This window comes from Endozoicomonas sp. ALB091, assembly GCF_049310265.1.
Taxonomy (GTDB): domain Bacteria; phylum Pseudomonadota; class Gammaproteobacteria; order Pseudomonadales; family Endozoicomonadaceae; genus Endozoicomonas.
Genome location: NZ_JBLYNQ010000001.1, coordinates 107,879 through 125,218 on the forward strand (window position 1 = coordinate 107,879; position 17,340 = coordinate 125,218).

General features: G+C 49.5%; 18 protein-coding genes. 10 read left to right on the forward strand and 8 right to left on the reverse strand.

The features are described 5' to 3' along the window. Positions 1-154 precede the first annotated feature (154 nt). From xdhA to pdxA, 8 genes are all read left to right on the forward strand, one after another. Positions 155-1,630, forward strand: a complete 1,476-nt coding sequence (gene xdhA / locus ACO6UX_RS00430) for a xanthine dehydrogenase small subunit (protein WP_422443840.1) — start codon at positions 155-157, stop codon at positions 1,628-1,630. Continuing rightward, positions 1,623-3,956 carry a xanthine dehydrogenase molybdopterin binding subunit gene (gene xdhB / locus ACO6UX_RS00435; protein ID WP_422443842.1) on the forward strand — a complete coding sequence of 778 codons (2,334 nt, stop codon included), beginning with the start codon at positions 1,623-1,625 and terminating at the stop codon, positions 3,954-3,956. Before xdhA ends, xdhB begins: the two co-directional genes overlap by 8 nt. 20 nt (positions 3,957-3,976) lie before the next feature. Beyond that, entirely contained in the window at positions 3,977-4,828 is an 852-nt protein-coding gene (gene xdhC / locus ACO6UX_RS00440; RefSeq protein WP_422443844.1) for a xanthine dehydrogenase accessory protein XdhC, read from the forward strand. 24 nt (positions 4,829-4,852) lie between these two features. Then, positions 4,853-5,776: an acyltransferase gene (locus tag ACO6UX_RS00445; RefSeq protein ID WP_422443846.1), complete on the forward strand. Its 924-nt coding sequence runs from the start codon at positions 4,853-4,855 to the stop codon at positions 5,774-5,776. A gap of 287 nt (positions 5,777-6,063) precedes the next feature. Next, entirely contained in the window at positions 6,064-6,825 is a 762-nt protein-coding gene (locus tag ACO6UX_RS00450; RefSeq protein ID WP_101748183.1) for a DeoR/GlpR family DNA-binding transcription regulator, read from the forward strand. A 661-nt stretch (positions 6,826-7,486) separates the two neighbouring features. Continuing rightward, positions 7,487-7,690 carry a hypothetical protein gene (locus tag ACO6UX_RS00455; RefSeq protein WP_422443848.1) on the forward strand — a complete coding sequence of 68 codons (204 nt, stop codon included), beginning with the start codon at positions 7,487-7,489 and terminating at the stop codon, positions 7,688-7,690. Positions 7,691-7,806: 116 nt separating this feature from the next. After that, positions 7,807-8,301 (forward strand): hypothetical protein, encoded by a 495-nt coding sequence (locus tag ACO6UX_RS00460; RefSeq protein ID WP_422443850.1) that lies wholly within the window; start codon positions 7,807-7,809, stop codon positions 8,299-8,301. A gap of 45 nt (positions 8,302-8,346) precedes the next feature. Next, positions 8,347-9,423, forward strand: a complete 1,077-nt coding sequence (pdxA, locus tag ACO6UX_RS00465; protein ID WP_422443852.1) for a 4-hydroxythreonine-4-phosphate dehydrogenase PdxA — start codon at positions 8,347-8,349, stop codon at positions 9,421-9,423. Here the strand turns inward: pdxA and hslR are convergent. The 4 genes from hslR to ACO6UX_RS00485 all read right to left on the reverse strand — a co-directional run bounded on the left by hslR (position 9,417) and on the right by ACO6UX_RS00485 (position 12,123). Beyond that, complete coding sequence (gene hslR / locus ACO6UX_RS00470) at positions 9,417-9,806, reverse strand: ribosome-associated heat shock protein Hsp15 (RefSeq protein ID WP_269672396.1); 390 nt, start codon at positions 9,804-9,806, stop codon at positions 9,417-9,419. The genes pdxA and hslR overlap by 7 nt on opposite strands. Positions 9,807-9,891: 85 nt before the next feature. Next, on the reverse strand, positions 9,892-10,698 hold the full coding sequence (locus tag ACO6UX_RS00475; protein ID WP_422443855.1) for a hypothetical protein: 807 nt from the start codon (positions 10,696-10,698) through the stop codon (positions 9,892-9,894). A gap of 16 nt (positions 10,699-10,714) precedes the next feature. Next, the gene (locus ACO6UX_RS00480) at positions 10,715-11,317 is read right to left on the reverse strand and encodes a hypothetical protein (RefSeq protein ID WP_422443857.1); all 603 of its coding nucleotides are present in this window, start codon (positions 11,315-11,317) and stop codon (positions 10,715-10,717) included. Between the two features lie 140 nt (positions 11,318-11,457). Further along, complete coding sequence (locus ACO6UX_RS00485; protein ID WP_422443859.1) at positions 11,458-12,123, reverse strand: RING finger domain-containing protein; 666 nt, start codon at positions 12,121-12,123, stop codon at positions 11,458-11,460. Between the two features lie 268 nt (positions 12,124-12,391). Between ACO6UX_RS00485 and cysQ the strand changes: the two genes are divergently transcribed. After that, the gene (cysQ, locus tag ACO6UX_RS00490) at positions 12,392-13,216 is read left to right on the forward strand and encodes a 3'(2'),5'-bisphosphate nucleotidase CysQ (protein ID WP_422443861.1); all 825 of its coding nucleotides are present in this window, start codon (positions 12,392-12,394) and stop codon (positions 13,214-13,216) included. Between the two features lie 26 nt (positions 13,217-13,242). Here cysQ and ACO6UX_RS00495 read toward each other — a convergent pair whose 3' ends face one another. The 3 genes from ACO6UX_RS00495 to ACO6UX_RS00505 all read right to left on the reverse strand — a co-directional run bounded on the left by ACO6UX_RS00495 (position 13,243) and on the right by ACO6UX_RS00505 (position 15,709). After that, complete coding sequence (locus tag ACO6UX_RS00495) at positions 13,243-13,620, reverse strand: NirD/YgiW/YdeI family stress tolerance protein (RefSeq protein WP_269672392.1); 378 nt, start codon at positions 13,618-13,620, stop codon at positions 13,243-13,245. Between the two features lie 381 nt (positions 13,621-14,001). Continuing rightward, a complete protein-coding gene (locus ACO6UX_RS00500) occupies positions 14,002-15,435 on the reverse strand; it encodes a hypothetical protein (RefSeq protein ID WP_422443863.1) in 1,434 nt (477 codons plus the stop codon). A 136-nt stretch (positions 15,436-15,571) separates the two neighbouring features. Beyond that, entirely contained in the window at positions 15,572-15,709 is a 138-nt protein-coding gene (locus ACO6UX_RS00505) for a hypothetical protein (protein ID WP_422443865.1), read from the reverse strand. Between the two features lie 140 nt (positions 15,710-15,849). On the opposite strand from ACO6UX_RS00505, the gene ACO6UX_RS00510 reads away from it, so the two are divergent. After that, positions 15,850-17,097: a metallophosphoesterase gene (locus tag ACO6UX_RS00510; RefSeq protein ID WP_422443867.1), complete on the forward strand. Its 1,248-nt coding sequence runs from the start codon at positions 15,850-15,852 to the stop codon at positions 17,095-17,097. Between the two features lie 19 nt (positions 17,098-17,116). On the opposite strand, the gene ACO6UX_RS00515 is transcribed toward ACO6UX_RS00510, so the two are convergent. Further along, on the reverse strand, positions 17,117-17,308 hold the full coding sequence (locus ACO6UX_RS00515; protein ID WP_422443869.1) for a hypothetical protein: 192 nt from the start codon (positions 17,306-17,308) through the stop codon (positions 17,117-17,119). Positions 17,309-17,340 lie beyond the last annotated feature (32 nt).

The window sequence follows — 17,340 nt, forward strand, 5'->3', positions numbered from 1 at the left end:
GGTGGCTTGCTATTTTACTGACCAGATAGTCAAATTAATGCAAATTAACAGGCTGGAAATGCCATACAGCCCGCCCAACGGGAGCTTCAGAGTCTGTTGCAAAAGGCCTGTCATGGCATAGAAAGACAAAATAAAAAGAAAAGGACATGCCATCGTGATTCGCTTTCTTCTTAACGATCGGCTCGTCGAAGTTGAGGACACCGCTTCAGATACCACGGTTCTTGATTATCTTCGAGGCAACGCTGAAACCAGCTCTGCAAAGCCTGCCACTGAACAGCGTACCGGCACCAAAGAGGGCTGCTGCTCCGGTGACTGTGGCGCATGCACTGTTGTGGTGGGTGAGCCAGAGGGCGATCGGCTGAAATATAATACCATGAACGCCTGTATTGCGCTGCTGCCTTCGCTGCATGGTAAGCAGCTACTGACCGTAGAAGACCTGGAAGGTTCGGCCCACCCGCAAGATAACCCAAATAACAAGAGTGAGTTACACCCGGTACAGCAGGCACTGGTTGACCACCATGGATCACAATGTGGCTTCTGTACCCCGGGCATTGTGATGTCGTTATTTGCGCTTCACCATGAACCTGCGGAAAACCAACCGGATGTTCTTGAGGCCCTGGGCGGCAACCTGTGCCGGTGCACTGGCTACCGCCCCCTGGTTGATGCCGCTGAGAGCCTGGCCAATGGGCAACCGGATGACAAATTCTTCAGGCACCGGGCAGAAACCTTATCCAGACTGCAAACCATAGAACAACAGGGCAGTGTCAGCGGTAACGGTGCATTTATTCCTGCCAGTGAAGATGAGTTCGCCCGGTACCTGGTGGAAAACCCTGACGCCAGAATTCTGGCCGGTGGCACCGATCTTGGGCTCGACGTGACTCAACAGCTGAAGAAAATAAACAAACTGGTATTGGTAAAGCGTATTCCTTCTCTGCAGACCATACACGAAGAAAACAATGAGCTGGTGATTGGTTCGGCTGTTACTTATCGGAGCCTGAAACCCATACTGTCGAAGTACTTTCCTGAGTTTGCACAGATGCTGGACCGGCTGGGCTCCCAGCAAATACGCAATCAGGGAACTCTGGGCGGTAACATCGGCAACGCCTCGCCCATAGGCGACACTCCCCCTGTGTTACTGGCGCTGGATGCCTCTCTGGATCTTCGTCACGGAGATACCCTTCGAAATATCCCCCTGAACCGGTTTTTCCTGGATTACAAAAAGACTGAGCTTAAATCCGGCGAGTACATTGCCCGAATCCGTATTCCCACAACCCCTCATCAGTTGAAAGTCTATAAGCTCAGCAAACGCTACGGTGATGACATCTCCACCGTCCTGGCCGCGATCAATCTGGAAACCAGCGACGATGGACACATAACCAGGGCAAGAGTGGCATTGGGTGGCATGGCGGCCATTCCCAGGCGTGCAGACTTGTGTGAGCAGATTTTAACGGGATCACCACTGAACCAGGAAACACTCAGTCAGGCCAAGGCCGCTCTGTGTCAGGAGTTCAGCCCGATGTCCGATGTCCGGGCCAGCAGCGAGTATCGTCTTGTAGCCGCCTGCAATTTGCTGGAGCGTTATTTTATGGAACTGTCTGGCCAGAATGTAAGGATTATCTGTCATGCGTAAACTACCGGATCTGGCCAGTGAACAGCAGCAAAGTCCTATAAGCGGAAACCGCTCGGCTAAACACGACAGTGCTCATCTGCATGTGACGGGTAAAGCCCTCTATATTGATGACCGCCCGGAAATGGCCAACCAACTGCATGCCGGGTTTGGTCTTTCCACAGAAGCCCATGCAGATATCGTCAGCATCAATGTTGAGGAAGTCTGGAATACGCCCGGTGTTATTGCGGTCATCACCGCAGACGATATTCCGGGTCACAAAGATATTGGCCCTGTCTTTCCGGGCGATATGCTATTGGCCGATGGCCGGGTGGATTATATCGGCCAACCGGTGTTTGCTGTGGCAGCCACCTCCCATAAAGCGGCGAAAATCGCAGCCCGCAAAGCTGTGATTGAATATCGTCCGCTGGAGGCCATTCTGGGTATTGATCAGGCCATGGCGCAAAACTCCTTTGTACGGCCTGACCACACCATGAAAAAAGGCGACGCCGGACAGGCCATCCATAATGCCGATCACCGGCTATCGGGACAGATGTCGAACGGTGGACAGGAGCACTTCTATCTTGAGGGACAGATTGCCAGCGTGATTCCCCTGGAAGACGGTCAGCTCCATGTCTATACCTCAAGCCAGCACCCTTCGGAAGTGCAAAAGCTGGTCGCTGAAGTCATTGGCATACCACTGAATAAAGTGGTGGCCGATGTACGCCGTATGGGCGGCGGTTTTGGTGGCAAGGAGACCCAGGCCGCCGCCCCGGCCTGTATTGCGGCGCTTCTGGCGGTAAAAACCGGCAGACCGGTGAAGTTTCGCATTGATCGACAGCAGGATATGCTCTCTACCGGTAAACGACACCCTTTTCGCCATCGCTATACCGTGGGTTTTGATCAGCAGGGCCTGCTGGCCGGTGTTGATATCGAGCTGGCCGGTGATGCCGGGCACTCTCCGGACCTGACCGACGCCATTGTCGACCGGGCCATGTTCCACTCTGATAACGCCTATTATCTCAATAACGCCCATGTGATCGGCCATCGCTGCCGAACCAATACCGCATCCAATACCGCTTTCCGAGGCTTTGGCGGACCTCAGGGCATGCTGGTTATTGAACGGATTATGGACGACATTGCACGTTCAACCGGTCTGGACCCCCTGGAGGTTCGCAAGAGAAACCTCTATGGCATCACTGACCGAAATACCACGCATTACCACCAGCGTGTGGAACATAACGTACTGCATGAGGTGATCGGCCAGCTGGAAGAAAGCTCAGACTACTGGCAACGACGGGAAGCCATCCGCGCATTCAACCAGCAAAGCCCGGTACTGAAAAAAGGGTTGGCGTTGACACCAGTGAAATTTGGTATCTCTTTTACCGCAAAACATCTGAACCAGGCCGGTGCGCTTGTCCATGTCTATACCGATGGCAGTATCCAGATCAACCATGGCGGTACCGAAATGGGTCAGGGTCTTTATATCAAAGTCGCCCAGATCGTGGCCAACGAGTTCGGTGTTGCTCTGGAACGGGTGCAGGTGACGTCTACCCGCACCGACAAAGTACCCAACACGTCACCCACTGCGGCATCCAGTGGTACCGACCTGAATGGCAAGGCCGCTCAGGATGCCTGCCAGAAAATCCGGGATCGTCTGGTTGATTTTGCGGTTGAGCACTATGGCGTCTCAGGGCAGGAAGTGTCATTCCAGGATGACAAAGTGCGTCTTGGTGAACGTCAAATGCCGTTTGCTGACTTTATTCAGGCGGCCTATCTGCACCGGGTTTCCCTATCCAGCAGTGGTTTCTACAGCACGCCGGAAATTCACTACGACCGGGAAACCGCCAGTGGCAGACCGTTTTACTACTTTGCCTGTGGTGCTTCCGTGTCAGAAGTCACCGTGGATACGCTGACCGGTGAATACAAGGTGGATCGGGTGGACATTCTTCACGATGTGGGCCATTCACTGAACCCGGCGATTGATCGGGGTCAGATTGAAGGCGGTTTTATCCAGGGCATGGGCTGGATGACCACCGAAGAGCTGGTATGGGACGACAGTGGACGTTTGCTGAGTAATAACCCGGCTACCTATAAAATCCCCACCATTGAAGATATGCCACCGGTATTCAATGTTGAGCTGTTCCAGCAGCCAAACCCGAAACACACCATCTATCACTCCAAGGCGGTAGGCGAGCCCCCCTTTATGCTGGGTATGTCGGTGTGGTGTGCCATACGGGATGCCGTATCCAGCCTTTCGGATTATCAGGTTAATCCACAAATTGATGTGCCTGCCACCCCGGAAAGGGTATTGACGGCCGTCACATCCATAAAAGAGAACGCGCTATAAACCGTGTGATGGGAGAGGATATGTGGATTGATGCCCTGGCCAGGCTTCAGCAAACCGGCGAGTCCGGTGTACTGGTGACCATTCTGGGGTCGGCAGGTTCTGCCCCCAGAAAATCTGGCAGTAAAATGGTGGTCACGGCTGACCAGTGCTTTGACACCATCGGTGGCGGGCAGCTGGAATTTCTGCTGATCCAGAAAGCCCGGGAACTTCTGCTTAACCACCACTCAGAGCCGCTTCTGGAGCACTTTCCCCTTGGCCCGAAGCTTGGGCAGTGCTGTGGCGGCAGTGTCAGTGCGCTGCTGGAACCGATCACCACCTGTGGTTTTCGTATCGCCCTGTTTGGTGCCGGTCACGTGGGTCATGCGCTGGTGAATGTTCTGGCTCCTCTGGATTGCCAGATTACCTGGATCGATAGCCGGGAAGCACTGTTTCCTGAACAGCTGCCGGGAAATGTTCGGGTCTGCATCAGCGATCAGCCGGAGCTGGAGGTAGAAAACCTGCCTGATAATACCTTTGTTCTGGTGGTCACCCACAACCACCAGCTGGATTTCGCCATTGCCGAAGCAACACTGAAACACGAACAAAGTCGTTGGTTGGGTGTTATTGGCTCAGAAACCAAGGCCAAGCGTTTCCGTCAGCGACTGGAACACAAAGGCAGTTTCTCGCCAGCCCAAATTGAGCATCTACGCTGTCCGGTTGGACTGGAAAATGTTGGGGGCCGAAAGCCTGCTGAAATAGCCATTGCGATTGCTGCTGAAATTGTGTCCATACAAAATGGCAACCGGGGTGAGAACCATAAAAAGCGCGAAGGTATCCCTTGGCAAGGCTTGAAAAAACTCTTACATTCTCATCAGCATGAAGTTGCCCAATGATAATAACTAACGTGTGTAGATACTATGCTGTCATCTATCCCGGCTTTTCTCAGGGGTTGCCTATCCGCGAGTGTACTCGCAATAAACACCCTGATTATGAGCATACCTTTACTGGCATTCAGTGTTAGTCGTTTTCTGATACCGATCAAACCGTGGCAAAAACTGTGTACCCGCCTGTGCATCGCTATTGCTGAGTGCTGGATCAGCATCAACAGTGGCTGGATGAAACTGACCCGGAGGATGCAGTGGCAAATTGCAGGACTGGACAGCCTGCAGAAAGATGAATGGTATCTGGTCACCTGTAACCACCAGTCCTGGGCGGATATTTTTATTGTCCAGCACCTGCTGAACCGCAGAATTCCCATGCTGAAGTTCTTTCTGAAACAGGAGCTGATCTGGGTACCGGTTATCGGCCTATGCTGGTGGGCGCTGGACTTCCCGTTTATGAAACGCTATTCACGGGCCTATCTGGAAAAGCATCCGGAGAAACGCGGTGAAGATCTTAAAGCCACCCGAAAAGCCTGTGAAAAGTTCCGGGATGTTCCGGTATCGGTTTTTAACTTTATTGAAGGAACCCGCTTTACCGATGCCAAACACAAGCAACAGAAGTCGTCTTTTCAACATCTGCTGAAACCACGGGCCGGCGGCGTCGGTTTTGTGCTTGGTGCCATGGATCAACAGCTGCGCACTTTGATTAATATCACCATTGTTTACCAGGACGGAGTGCCATCGTTCTGGGACTTCCTCTGCGGCCGGGGCGATGCTATCAACGTCAGGATTGAAAAACAGACAATTTCTGACGCTTATCTTGGTCGGGATTACAGTAATGATGAGGTATTTCGGGAACAGTGTCAGAACTGGGTGAATGAATTGTGGACTGAAAAGGACCAGCTGATCCTGTCAGTCAGGGAAAGCCACGCCAGAGCAGTGGCGGTTGAGCATGAGTAAGGAATGGTCCTGAATTAACTTCCCGGTTTATAACTTGCAAAAGTTAGTAATAGTTCATCATTCTGGTGATATAATCCCGCGCCAAATGCCCATTGATCGGTCTTCTGCATTCGAGTGCCATCAGTTCATTACCGCACGGTAACCCCGTAAGCCCCTCTTACGGGACATTACTTTTCTGAATACTCATCGGCAGCAAGCATCATTACCGTTGGTCGAGTTCTGCGAACCTGATGTGCCAGTTGATCAACAGGGCAAACTGATCATGCTCCATTTAATGAGGAACAACTATGCTTCCGGTTGAACGTCGCGAACATATTCTTGCTTTTGTTGAAGAAAAAGGCTGTGCCAACATCGAAGAAATGGCCGAACGTTTCGATGTCTCCCAAATGACCATCCGTCGTGATATTCGCACCCTGGAGCAAGAAGACAAGCTGCGCGTGACCTATGGCGGTGCTGTGTCCAAAAGCTTCCTGATGGAAGATATCCCTTACGAAAAGAAAAACGCGGTGAATATCGAAGAGAAAAAATCCATCGCCCATGAAGCCCTGAAGCAGATTCGTGAAGGGCAGATCGTTCTGCTGGACTCTGGTACCAGTACAATGGCGCTGGCCAAGCTGATGATGCGCATGAAGGTTACCGTGATCACCACTGACCTGAAAATTGCCCTGCAGCTGTCAGACTCGTCAACGGTTAAGGTGTTCACCACCGGGGGTAATGTCAGTGCCATCACCAAGGCGCACACGGATGTTGCGGCCCTGTCATTCCTGGACAGCATTAATGCGGATATCGCCTTCCTGGCCACCAACAGCTGGAGCCTGAACAATGGCGTGACCACGGCATCCAACGATCACTACTATATCCGTCGCAAAATGATGGAACGGGCCAATAAAACCGTTCTGCTGGCGGATTCCAGTAAATTTGGTGCCTCCAGCATGAAAACCATTGCCCGTCTGGAAGAGCTGGATTGCATTATCACCGACAGCAAGTTTGATGAAGAGAACCTGGCCGCGATCCGTGAAGCCGGTGGCAATATCATTCTGCCGTCCTGATCAAAGATCATCTTCCGGGAGCCCTGTGGCTCCCTTTTTTTGCCGTGAAAATCCCTGATTTCAGTTGTGATGAATGTGTCGTCAACTCATTGATAGTATTTAACGACTATGTTTCTTTATTGCCGATTGAGTTTCCAGTCTTCTTACTGCATCACACCCGTTATTTTCTAAAAAAATTCAGTTAAAAAAGAGGCCTTTGCTGGGAACCATCGGCCATAACCCCGGTCCGACAAACCAGAAAAACCGGAGTTATCGAACCATGCATATTTTAAGCAATTATCAACCCCGTCCCCAGGCCATGAGCCGAAACAGTGATCAGCGCTGTCAGTCCTGTAAGGAACAACGGAGCAATTTACAGCAGGCAATCTGGGTGCCATGCAGCGCAGCAACCTTTACTGTAGGCTTTTTTTCGGGACAAATTTGCAATTGCTCCGTCGCGTGTTCTTCGTTAACTGGCGCGTCATGTATCGGCTGCTTCACATTGTGTTGTTGGAACAACATCGGAAGGAGTATTGACAGGTGCCTGACAGAACGGAAATGTTGTCATTTTGATAATCTGCCGTATCAGCCTGATTCTGGCGAGATCAATAGTTCCGGGGCCAGTGAAACTGATGCCAGAAAAAAGCTTTCAGGTGACCGCCATTCGACGACACCATTCCAGATGATCACTGTACAACCAGGCACAAACTCTGTCCGCAACCGTGCGGCTCCGGGCATCCTCATTTCACCCGATCATTCACTCATCCAGGAGAATGATAACAACGATGTGCCAGCCGACTCAGATAAGAAGACAAAAGCCGACTTTGTTGCTGTGGACATACTGGAAGATTTTCTCATCGGTTACGGTACTCAGGCCAGGAAGTAAAGATAAGTGAGATTCTCCCAGGAGCCTGTGAGGAAGGTTACATTAAAGCGGCCTTGCCCGGGAACTATCACCAATAAACCCGGTCCGACGATCTGGAAAACTGGAGTTAACGAACCATGAATACTGTAATCAATTACCAGCCCGGACCACAGGCCGTGTGGGGAAACAATGTTCAGCACTGTGACTTCTGTGAGAAAGAACGTGACAATTTGCAGCAGGTTGTCTGTATGGCATACAGCACGGCAATGTGCGTAACAGGATGCTGTACTCTGGGATGTGTTACTCCCGCCCCGAAGGCCTGTTTATACAGTGCAGCATTTACCGGCGCTTGCGCAGTACGTTGCTTGAACAAGGCCGAAAGTACGGTGGACAAGTGCCTGAAAGAACGGAAGTGTTGTCATTCTGATCATTTGCCATATCAATCTCATGCCCGCGAGTGGGATAATTATGGCTTTGGTGAAACTGATGTCATTGAAAAGCCTGTAGTTGACATCTATCCACCTACACAATTCCAGGTGCTCACGTTACAACCAGGCGCAAGTTCTGTCCGAAACCGTGCTGCCCAGGGCTGCCTCACTCCACCCGGGCAGGGCAATGGCACAGGTTCCTAATCGTTTCATCATGCCCGGTGGCCGACGAATCGGTCATGAACATTTGTGACACTCAGCATTGCTGCTAAGCTGATTGAAGTCTCCAGCCTTGCAGGCGGCCCGGTGTGGCCGATAGCCGAAATGCCTCCCCTGATCTGTATCCCCATGGGTGACCCTGCCGGTATCGGCGCAGAAATCATTATCAAATCACTATGTGACCCGGAGCTTGCCGGAACCTGTCGGCCAGTGGTGATGGGGGATGTTCGATGGCTGGAACAGGCCGCCAGCCTGTGCAGGGAGAAGGTCAGCTTCCGGTTGCTTCAACAAACGACTCCTGACTTGCATCAGCCCGGACAAATCAACCTGCTTGACTGCCCGATCACGAATATCGACCACATTATGTTCGGAAAAATCTCTGCAGAAACCGGAGTGGCAGCATACAAGTTTATTGAGCAGGCGGTTCACTATGTTCAACAGCAGAAAAAAAGTGCCATCGTTACCCCACCCATCAATAAGCTGTCGCTCAAAGCGGCAAAGATTCCTCATATCGGCCATACGGAAATACTGGCATCACTGACTCACACCCATGACCCTATTACGCTCTTCCAGGTTGCCGGGCTCAGGGTTTTCTTTCTTACCCGCCATCTGTCGCTCAGACAGGCCTGTGATGCCATTGTTGAAGACAGGGTTTTCAAGGGCATTGTCAAGTCTTACCAGATTCTCAAGTCCCTGGGCGTCCCTTCGCCATCACTGGCTGTGGCCGGTTTGAACCCCCACTGTGGCGAGAACGGGCTGTTTGGAGATGAAGAAGTCTGCGCCATTGAGCCTGCGGTGATGCGGGCCAGGAAGGAAGGGTGGAATATCACTGGCCCCATTCCCGCTGATTCCGTGTTCCATCAGGCGCTTAACGGCGATTATGATGGGGTGCTGTCCATGTATCATGACCAGGGCCATATCGCCACCAAGATGGTGGACTTTCAACGTACGGTTTCCATTACCTGTGGCCTGCCATTTCTGAGAACCTCGGTGGATCACGGAACCGCCTATGATATCGCCGGTACCGGTCAGGCCAGCGAAGTCAGCCTGACGGAAGCGATCAAAGTCGCCATACAATATACCGATGGAACCCACCGGAATCAGTAATCCGCCTTATGCTTCAGGATCTCACGACGCTGCTTTTTATCCGGACGGTGATCGGGTCTGGGCATGGCACCTCGCAGGGCTTTTCGATTCTCGGCGGCCTCTTCCCGGGCCTGAAGGCTCTCAGGTGTTTCTTCATAGAGCTGCTGGGCCAGTTCAGCCTTCTGCCGCTTATCACTGAGCTGCTTAACGATAACAATGCGCTCATCCCAGCCAGCACGAAGTTTTATCACATCACCCACCCGAGGCTCTTTGCCTGGCTTGCACCGCTGACCATTCAAGTGCACCTTGCCACCGTCTATGGCTTCCTTGGCGATACTGCGGGTCTTATAAAAGCGGGCTGCCCATAACCATTTATCAAGTCTGATCTTTTCACTATTACTCATTCGGTCCCCCCTTGGAGCCTGTCGGGATAACGGATGGCCAGCAGCTCGGCAATACCATAGGTTGAAAGTCTCATACTGACAAGTACTATGGATCTACTTTATTAGGAAATGGGATGACATTGCCGTTATGACCGCTGATCTTGGCTCGATAGGTGACCGACAGAAGCCGCCAGCCCTTATCAAACCAGTCGCTCTGGATTAAAGACCTGAGCGTTAGAATCCCTTGGCCTCCCGGATTTCTCCACCGCATTCCCGAACATTTCATGCGCTGAGTAACCAGTGTTTTGCATGCTGCTTCAATCACTCCGGAGCCGATGGGAAGACTTTTTGACAAATGCTCTACGTACTTCATCCGTAGGCTATTTTTTCTGAAGTATTCCAGTTCGGTCTTAAGCTTGGATCGGCGCGGGTGTTTTTTGTGTTGGTAAGCCAGGGCCTTGATGACTTTATCAATTCCGCCAGTTTCTTCTTTCAGAATATGCCGGTACGTTTTGAACTTCTCTTTAGCCTTTGGACTATTTTCACCGTACGACAGATCAAAGGCTTTCTTCAGGTGCTCTGCCGCATGGTAAAAGTCGATAATTTCATGACCTTCAGGTAAATCGCTGGAGAGATATGTCCAGTTGTCTTTGGCTCCATCTGCGACTTTCACCAATGTCAGACCCGGCTTTTGTTCAAGGACCTTATTCAGGTGATTTTTGATGGACTGTTTCAATGTCTCCTTCTTGCTCTCGGGCATTCGCCCCATCCTTATGGTGGATAGACGATTACCCAGATCATCATAAAACGACAGCGTCCCACAACTGGCTTCCTGACAACCCGCAGGGCCTCTGGTACGCTTGCCTTCAGCTGCTCCCTTGTCCCGTTTTTCCTGACGCTTTCCGTCCTTCATAGGCAGCATTACACCATCAAGAGAGGCCGCTACCGTCGCAGCATTGGCTGGAACCTGAAAGTTGTCTGCCAGACATATACTCAAAAGGTTCAAGATACTGTTCCCACCGTTCACTGAGTTTTGCAGGAAGACGAGCCAAAGTACTGGCCGACGGTTTCATATTTCCCAGCAACTCAAGAAGGCTTGCCACTTCGGTTGGTGGCAACTGAGCCACCATCCATGCCGCTTGCTTTGCCGCCCTGGGTAACCAGAACCCTTCAACAATCCCTGCCTGGAGTTCCAGGGGGACTATACATTTGCTTCCTGAGCCGGATCGATACAGGGTTCGCTTTACCCGGACAGAGCCAGCAGCAGATTGGTATGTTTGATGATTTTGAGCCACCCTGCGATAAACGGTGCCCTTGACCTCAATAGAAGGTTCATTGACGTCCAGTTTTTGGAGGTCTTCAGAGAGAATCTCCTGCTCTGCAAGAGCCATGAGGTTATGCAGTTCATTTTCGTAATCCTCCCAGTGGAGCTCATGGCATGACTGGCGAAGAAGAGATAACCGATGTTGCAGCATCTCGATTGCAGGGCAGTGATTACTAGCGGGAATGGTCAGTGGGTGACATACTTCCATGGAGGGCGGCCTCTCGCAGATGATTCTTTTGTCACATGAAAATCATAGCTGCGTTTGGTCGCCTTTCTTGTTCGGGTATTTTGGCTCTGGGACGTAAATTCTATGCTCCAGGGTCTGTAGTTGTGCTCAGTATGAGACTTTCACCCATTCCATTCCTGTTGGCAATATACGAAATCAGCCGCAACCCCCCCGATAAACCCCCCGGAAGCAGCACCGATGATCCCGGCAGCAGCCCCGACAACACATGCATCCCCGATACCCCCGGAAGCAGCCCCGACAACCCCGGCAGCAGCAACAGCAAGCCCGCCAATCACGACAGCAGCGCCGGCAGCAGCGCCGGCAGCAGTCCCGATATTCCTGGCAACCCCGGCAGCAGCTGTGACAGCCCCGGCAACAGCCCCGGCAGTAATCAAGGCGGTCGGGACAGTAATCAAGACAACCCCGGCAACAGCCCCGTCTTCAGCCCCGACAGCAGCCCATAAAGCAGCCCCTAAGAAAGCACCACAGACAGCAAACGCGGGGGCGAACTCCAAAATAGTTCGGCCAGTAAGTTTAATCGTTTTTTCCGAAATAATGACCACACGCTCCTGCAATGGGATATTTTTTATCTCTTTTAACTTGTTATCAGTTAATTGATTTGTACAGATAGGGCATTTTTTTTGGTTGGAACTTTCCACCCATTTCCGCATGCATGATTTACCAAAAGCATGTCCGCATATTAGCTCGATGCTTTTGTATTTTGTTGAGTCACAACATATTGAGTCATAACATATTGCACATTTAATAAGACCGTTAGCACTATTCATATCAAAACCGAACCATAAAAGGATTTTTTTCAATAGAACATTGGATAATAATATTTGGTTTTGGTTCCCTATGAATACTTAGACTTCAAGGGAAAAAAGTCATTAGATGAGACGTTTTCATTTGATCAGTTAATGACGCTGTGTGCCCGGCCGGACTTTACGGAAGCAAGAGTGATCGCAGCCCTGTTTATGGTTCGCGAGCAACTTCAAGCCGGGTTACTGGGTTGACCATTAACCGGCCTGATCCACCTTTGCCAGAGTGCGAGATATGAGCAATCCTGAGTCTTTAATTCCTGAGTTAGTACACATTGCCCGAGAGGCAGGAAAAGGTATTCTTGCCGTCTATCAGCAGGATGATCTCGGGGTACAAACCAAGGCGGATACCACGCCTGTCACCAAGGCTGATCTGGCGGCCAATGCAGTCATCGTTAATGGCCTGGAAGGTTTGCCGGTAACATACCCTCTGCTTTCTGAAGAGTCGGATCATCCCTCCTGGCAGGAAAGAAGAAACTGGCAGCGTTACTGGCTGATTGACCCTCTGGATGGAACCAAAGAGTTTATTAACCGCAATGGTGAATTCTCAGTCAATATTGCCCTGATTGAGAATAACTACCCGCTCCTTGGCATCGTGCATATTCCCGCGACGGATACCACTTACTGGGGAGGTAAAAGTCTGGGCGCGTGGAAACAGGTTAACGATGGTGTTGCTTATGAAATCCGCCCCAGAAAGTTCGCTCCCCAGAAGGAAGTCATCGTTCTTGGCAGCCGCAGTTATGGCACAGAACAGGCCAGTCACTACCTTAACGCACTGAAAGCGGTGTATCCGGGCCTGATATCCAGGAAAGTTGGCAGTGCATTAAAAAGCTGCCTGATTGCTGAGGGTCAGGCTGATATCTATCCCAGACTTGGCCCTACATCGGAATGGGATACCGGAGCTGTTCAGGCAGTTGTTGAAGGGGCAGGCGGATTGTTTCTTAATCCGGATGGCCAGCGGTTCAGTTATAACCTGAAAGAAAGCCTGATTAATCCAGACTTTCTCGTACTGGCTGATAAAACGATTCAATGGAATAATTTCTGGCCGCCGCGTTCCTGAGGGACTGTATGAGCGGCAGATAGCTATCAAAAGACATAATGAATATCATCCACCTCAACCCTGGGGGCTCTGTCGGGTGGATTATCCACCTCACCTTTAATAATGGTGGGAGAGTTCAGCTTAACCTCCTGATCGGGCAGGGCTGAATCATCAATAAGTACTTTAATCTCACCGGTTTCACCACGAAACAGGTATATTTTCCCTTTGATTTTCTTAACAATTTCACCGGAAATCCGAACCAGTTCTTCATCGTCTGAGGTGTTCAGAATTTCTTCAACACTTTGCTTGTGATACATGGGATTTTCGGACGTATCGCTCTGGTCAAGATTAAAACGTGTTTCCTGAGAGCAGGCCGAGGCAATAAAACCTGACAGGATTACTCCTGCTAACTTTCCTTTCGTCATAAGTCTTATCTCTATTCAATCCTTATGTGATTATTCGGCAGTGCCGGATTATGATGCAATATCCATTTAACCCTGTTAAAAACGCTATTTATTTTCGTAGCTATTTTTTCTGTAGCTAATCATAAATAAGATCCATGCTAATTAAGACCCAATTCATAATAGCAAATGCTTTCCGGGTTTGTTCAAAGCCAATAATTATCTATCGAAATAGTTAAACAAACGAAGACGGAACCGTTCAAAAAGAGCACAAAGAAAAGATTTCTTTGTGCTCTTTTTGAACTTCGTGGTTATCCAATTCCAAAACCCATTAAAAATATTGGGGTACCATTACAGTAAATTCGATCCTTTTTTGTGCAGTTCTTTCTGAACGCAACGGGATAATTATGCTAACTTGGGTACCTTGTTGCTGAAAAAAGCATCAAGCACCTTTTGAGTTTCCTCCAGGGGACCTAAATTCCCCAGGTCTTTTGCAATGATGGGTTTCAGTAGCTGCCTGGTATCTGCATCGAAGTAGTCTTTGTCATTCCATTGGAAACTATCCACAACCGAACGAGGGCCACCCCTTAAATTCTCACATGGCTGATCAATATAGTTGATAATATCTTGCAGAAAGTGCAAGGTTTTGATGGTCTTAGGAATAAACATTGACTCTACCCAATGACTGACCTGCATTTGCTGAACGCGACCCTCCGTCCATTGGTCATAACCTCTCATTAGCTCGCTTTTCTCACTTGAAAGTTCAAGGCTGATCAACTGCTGGAAAATATCTTTATAGTTTTCCTCCCATTTATCAGGGGCCGTAGCCAGCTGAAAGGCTAAAATTAACAAATCCTCATATCCCAATTTATGAGAATGGGCGCTACTTAACTGGTCGTCCAGAGAGTCGTGGTGTTTGGGTTTGGAACGATATTCAGACATTTTGTGTAAGACCTTCGTATACGACACCATCAAATGACTGACCCTTTCCATGGTTCCGGTATTATCAGTCGATAATGCGTCAAGCCAGATATCCTTGACCAGACGGAAAAAGACCGGATACTCCAGGAATGAACATTCCTCGATTTTGGGAAAATCTGGCGGAGGGTTATTAACCAACTCCTGAACTTGTTGGGCAAACTCACCAAAATAGTGTTGATAGTCATCTGAAGAATAATTCTTATAGTTGTTTGGATCAAAACTATGATAATGAAGATTTGTATGACCAGGAAATATCCGCGGATGGGCACCCGGGTATGATTCACGGTAGTGAGTGCAGACTTCTTTGGCAGACCCGAAGTCACATAAAAACTGTTGATTATAACCAATAGCCAGAACTGGCCAGCCATAACGGATGTAGGTTGCTGACTCCTTGAGGAACTCTGGCCAATTGCTGACAATCTCGGCCACTTTTTGCTGCTCCGGCCACGCAGAGGTAAGGTGTTCGTCAATTTTTTTGTCCAGACTTTTTTTCAGTGACTCGGCAAACCTGACGACCTCTTGGACTATTTGAGATTGATTACGGAAGCCGAGAGTCTTGTCCATCGCCTCTTTGATGTTGTGAAATGCGGAGGTTGTATCAACGCGTTTGCCGGCAAGCTCCTGGATAATATCAGCCGGAGTTGGTTTAATTGCCCGTTCATATAGCGCCATCTCTCCAGTAATAATATCCTTCTCAGAATACCCAAGCATCTTCAGTTGAAGGCGCTCAGATGAGGTGGTGGTGTGCCGGGAATCAAACGTCCCGGCTACTGCAGGTGTAGTGCCGAACGATAATTGATCAGCACCGCCGACGGCAGTGCGCTGGATAGATGTTTGTGGCTGGATGGAATTCGCCATGTAAACTCCTGAACGTAGAATGAAAACGAAATTCTTGTGATTGACCAGATTAAAAGCTGATATGTTGACTGACTGATCAGTTTTATGGACAACAGGACTAGAATTTTGTTCCCAAACTCTCCCGGTTGGCAGCAGTTCAGTTATAAAAAGCCTGATAAATCCAGACTTTCTCGTACTGGCTGATAAGACGATTCAATGGAATAATTTTGGCCACCGCGTTCATGAAGGACTGTTTGACGGGCAGATGACCATCAAAAAACATAATGGATATCATCCACCTCACCTTTCTCTCCTCAATGTTTGTTCAAATCCAACCATCATCTGTCGATATATTTTTAACCTTTTCATAGTGTTAGTTAATTAAAATTGATTTGGACATCATAACAGTCACTTCGCAATAATATGAGGCCCATTATGCCCCACCTTACCATCCGGAATGCATTCAAGAGCCTGATCTCTCTCGTTCTGGGCATAGTGTTCATGAATCAATGCCTGGCTTCAGAACAAGACTGCACCAACCTGCATGAACTCCAACACTACTCTGAACAACTATTGCCTCTGTGTGAAGCCGATGATTCGGCCACACCGATCCAACTGGCCTCCGATCAGGCTCTGGAAGTCTGTGATGAACCGGATGGCAGTGGCATGTGCAGAACCTATTTCAACGCTACCGGCAATGTGGCAGATGCGCTGGAAGACAATTTTTCCTATGCGCGGTTGATTCCGTTCAACCATCACGATTTTTATATGGCATTTATGTCAGACCCTCAGTACCCATGGTCATGTCAATCATCAAAGGAAAATTGTGATGACCAGGACAAAGCCTGGCAGGAAAATATGAATTATGTGCAAAGCCTGAATGCATTAATGGATGACCTGGGTAAAGAACAACTGGCCGGCGTCGTCATCAATGGCGACCTGACCGCGTTTGGTTATGACTGGCAGTTCGATGCCTACTACCGGCTATACCACAACGAATTAAAAATGAACGTCTATCCGGGCCTGGGAAATCATGATATTTCCAACAATGTTGATGGCTGCTTTTTGAATAACTGTGCTTCCAGAATGATGCTGTATTTACGAGATCATGTGCGTACGTTGAATGTCCGCAGTTTTGACTATCACAGCACGGGGACTTATTTCGAGTTTCCATCACTGAAAAAAAAATTCAGTAAAAGCTTTGCTTATTCCTGGGATATTGGTGACATCCATTTCGTTCAACTCAATAATTACCCAACCTATACGGCACAATGGGATGGCTGGAACTTTGCCCGGACCCGAAGGGATTATTTTGATATCCAATCCGCCAGAGAGTGGCTGGCCAATGACCTGGAACAGGCCAGCAGTGAAGGCAAACATATTATCCTGAACTACCACATATCCGGTTTTACCAATGAGATAAGAGATATCTTGCGGCGATATAAAATTTCTGCCATTTTTGCCGGTCACCTGCACTCTTTTGTAGGCCAGGTTGATTTTCACACCCTGTGGGATTTCTACGGACCAGGTGAGCATCTCCCTGTGTTTCTGGGAGGCGCAACGGTGTTCCAGAAATACATGCTGGTTCGATTTGAAGAAGATCAATTTGAGGTCAGTATTGTGAAAAGTAATCAGAGCGCAAGTTACGAGTTGGAGAGTGAGGGTGTATATCCCCTTTATTAAGTCGTTATTCGTAATGTGTCTACATCCTGATGATTTTAACGGTTTTCTCTTTTTTCAGTACCTGGTAAACCAGCCGGTGCTGAATATTAATTTTCCGCGATAATGCGCCGCTCAGGTCGCCCAATAGTGGCACTGCCCAAAATGGATCGGCCTGCTGTTCAAAAGTGACCACCTCTGCTGCTGATGGCACACCGTGCTGCAATGTGTCCATTCAGAAAAAATTTGTATCACTCGACTCTAAAG

Bases quoted from the DNA above. Each gene is read 5' to 3' on its own strand.
- cysQ (WP_422443861.1), top strand. From the start codon at position 12,392: ATGAGCAATCCTGAGTCTTTAATTCCTGAGTTAGTACACATTGCCCGA.
- ACO6UX_RS00450 (WP_101748183.1), top strand. From the start codon at position 6,064: ATGCTTCCGGTTGAACGTCGCGAACATATTCTTGCTTTTGTTGAAGAA.
- xdhB (WP_422443842.1), top strand. From the start codon at position 1,623: ATGCGTAAACTACCGGATCTGGCCAGTGAACAGCAGCAAAGTCCTATA.
- ACO6UX_RS00475 (WP_422443855.1), bottom strand. From the start codon at position 10,698: ATGAAGGACGGAAAGCGTCAGGAAAAACGGGACAAGGGAGCAGCTGAA.
- ACO6UX_RS00495 (WP_269672392.1), bottom strand. From the start codon at position 13,620: ATGACGAAAGGAAAGTTAGCAGGAGTAATCCTGTCAGGTTTTATTGCC.
- ACO6UX_RS00510 (WP_422443867.1), top strand. From the start codon at position 15,850: ATGCCCCACCTTACCATCCGGAATGCATTCAAGAGCCTGATCTCTCTC.
- ACO6UX_RS00505 (WP_422443865.1), bottom strand. From the start codon at position 15,709: ATGATATCCATTATGTTTTTTGATGGTCATCTGCCCGTCAAACAGTCC.
- ACO6UX_RS00460 (WP_422443850.1), top strand. From the start codon at position 7,807: ATGAATACTGTAATCAATTACCAGCCCGGACCACAGGCCGTGTGGGGA.
- xdhC (WP_422443844.1), top strand. From the start codon at position 3,977: ATGTGGATTGATGCCCTGGCCAGGCTTCAGCAAACCGGCGAGTCCGGT.
- hslR (WP_269672396.1), bottom strand. From the start codon at position 9,806: ATGAGTAATAGTGAAAAGATCAGACTTGATAAATGGTTATGGGCAGCC.
- ACO6UX_RS00515 (WP_422443869.1), bottom strand. From the start codon at position 17,308: ATGGACACATTGCAGCACGGTGTGCCATCAGCAGCAGAGGTGGTCACT.
- ACO6UX_RS00500 (WP_422443863.1), bottom strand. From the start codon at position 15,435: ATGGCGAATTCCATCCAGCCACAAACATCTATCCAGCGCACTGCCGTC.
- ACO6UX_RS00480 (WP_422443857.1), bottom strand. From the start codon at position 11,317: ATGGAAGTATGTCACCCACTGACCATTCCCGCTAGTAATCACTGCCCT.
- ACO6UX_RS00485 (WP_422443859.1), bottom strand. From the start codon at position 12,123: ATGAATAGTGCTAACGGTCTTATTAAATGTGCAATATGTTATGACTCA.
- ACO6UX_RS00445 (WP_422443846.1), top strand. From the start codon at position 4,853: ATGCTGTCATCTATCCCGGCTTTTCTCAGGGGTTGCCTATCCGCGAGT.
- ACO6UX_RS00455 (WP_422443848.1), top strand. From the start codon at position 7,487: ATGATCACTGTACAACCAGGCACAAACTCTGTCCGCAACCGTGCGGCT.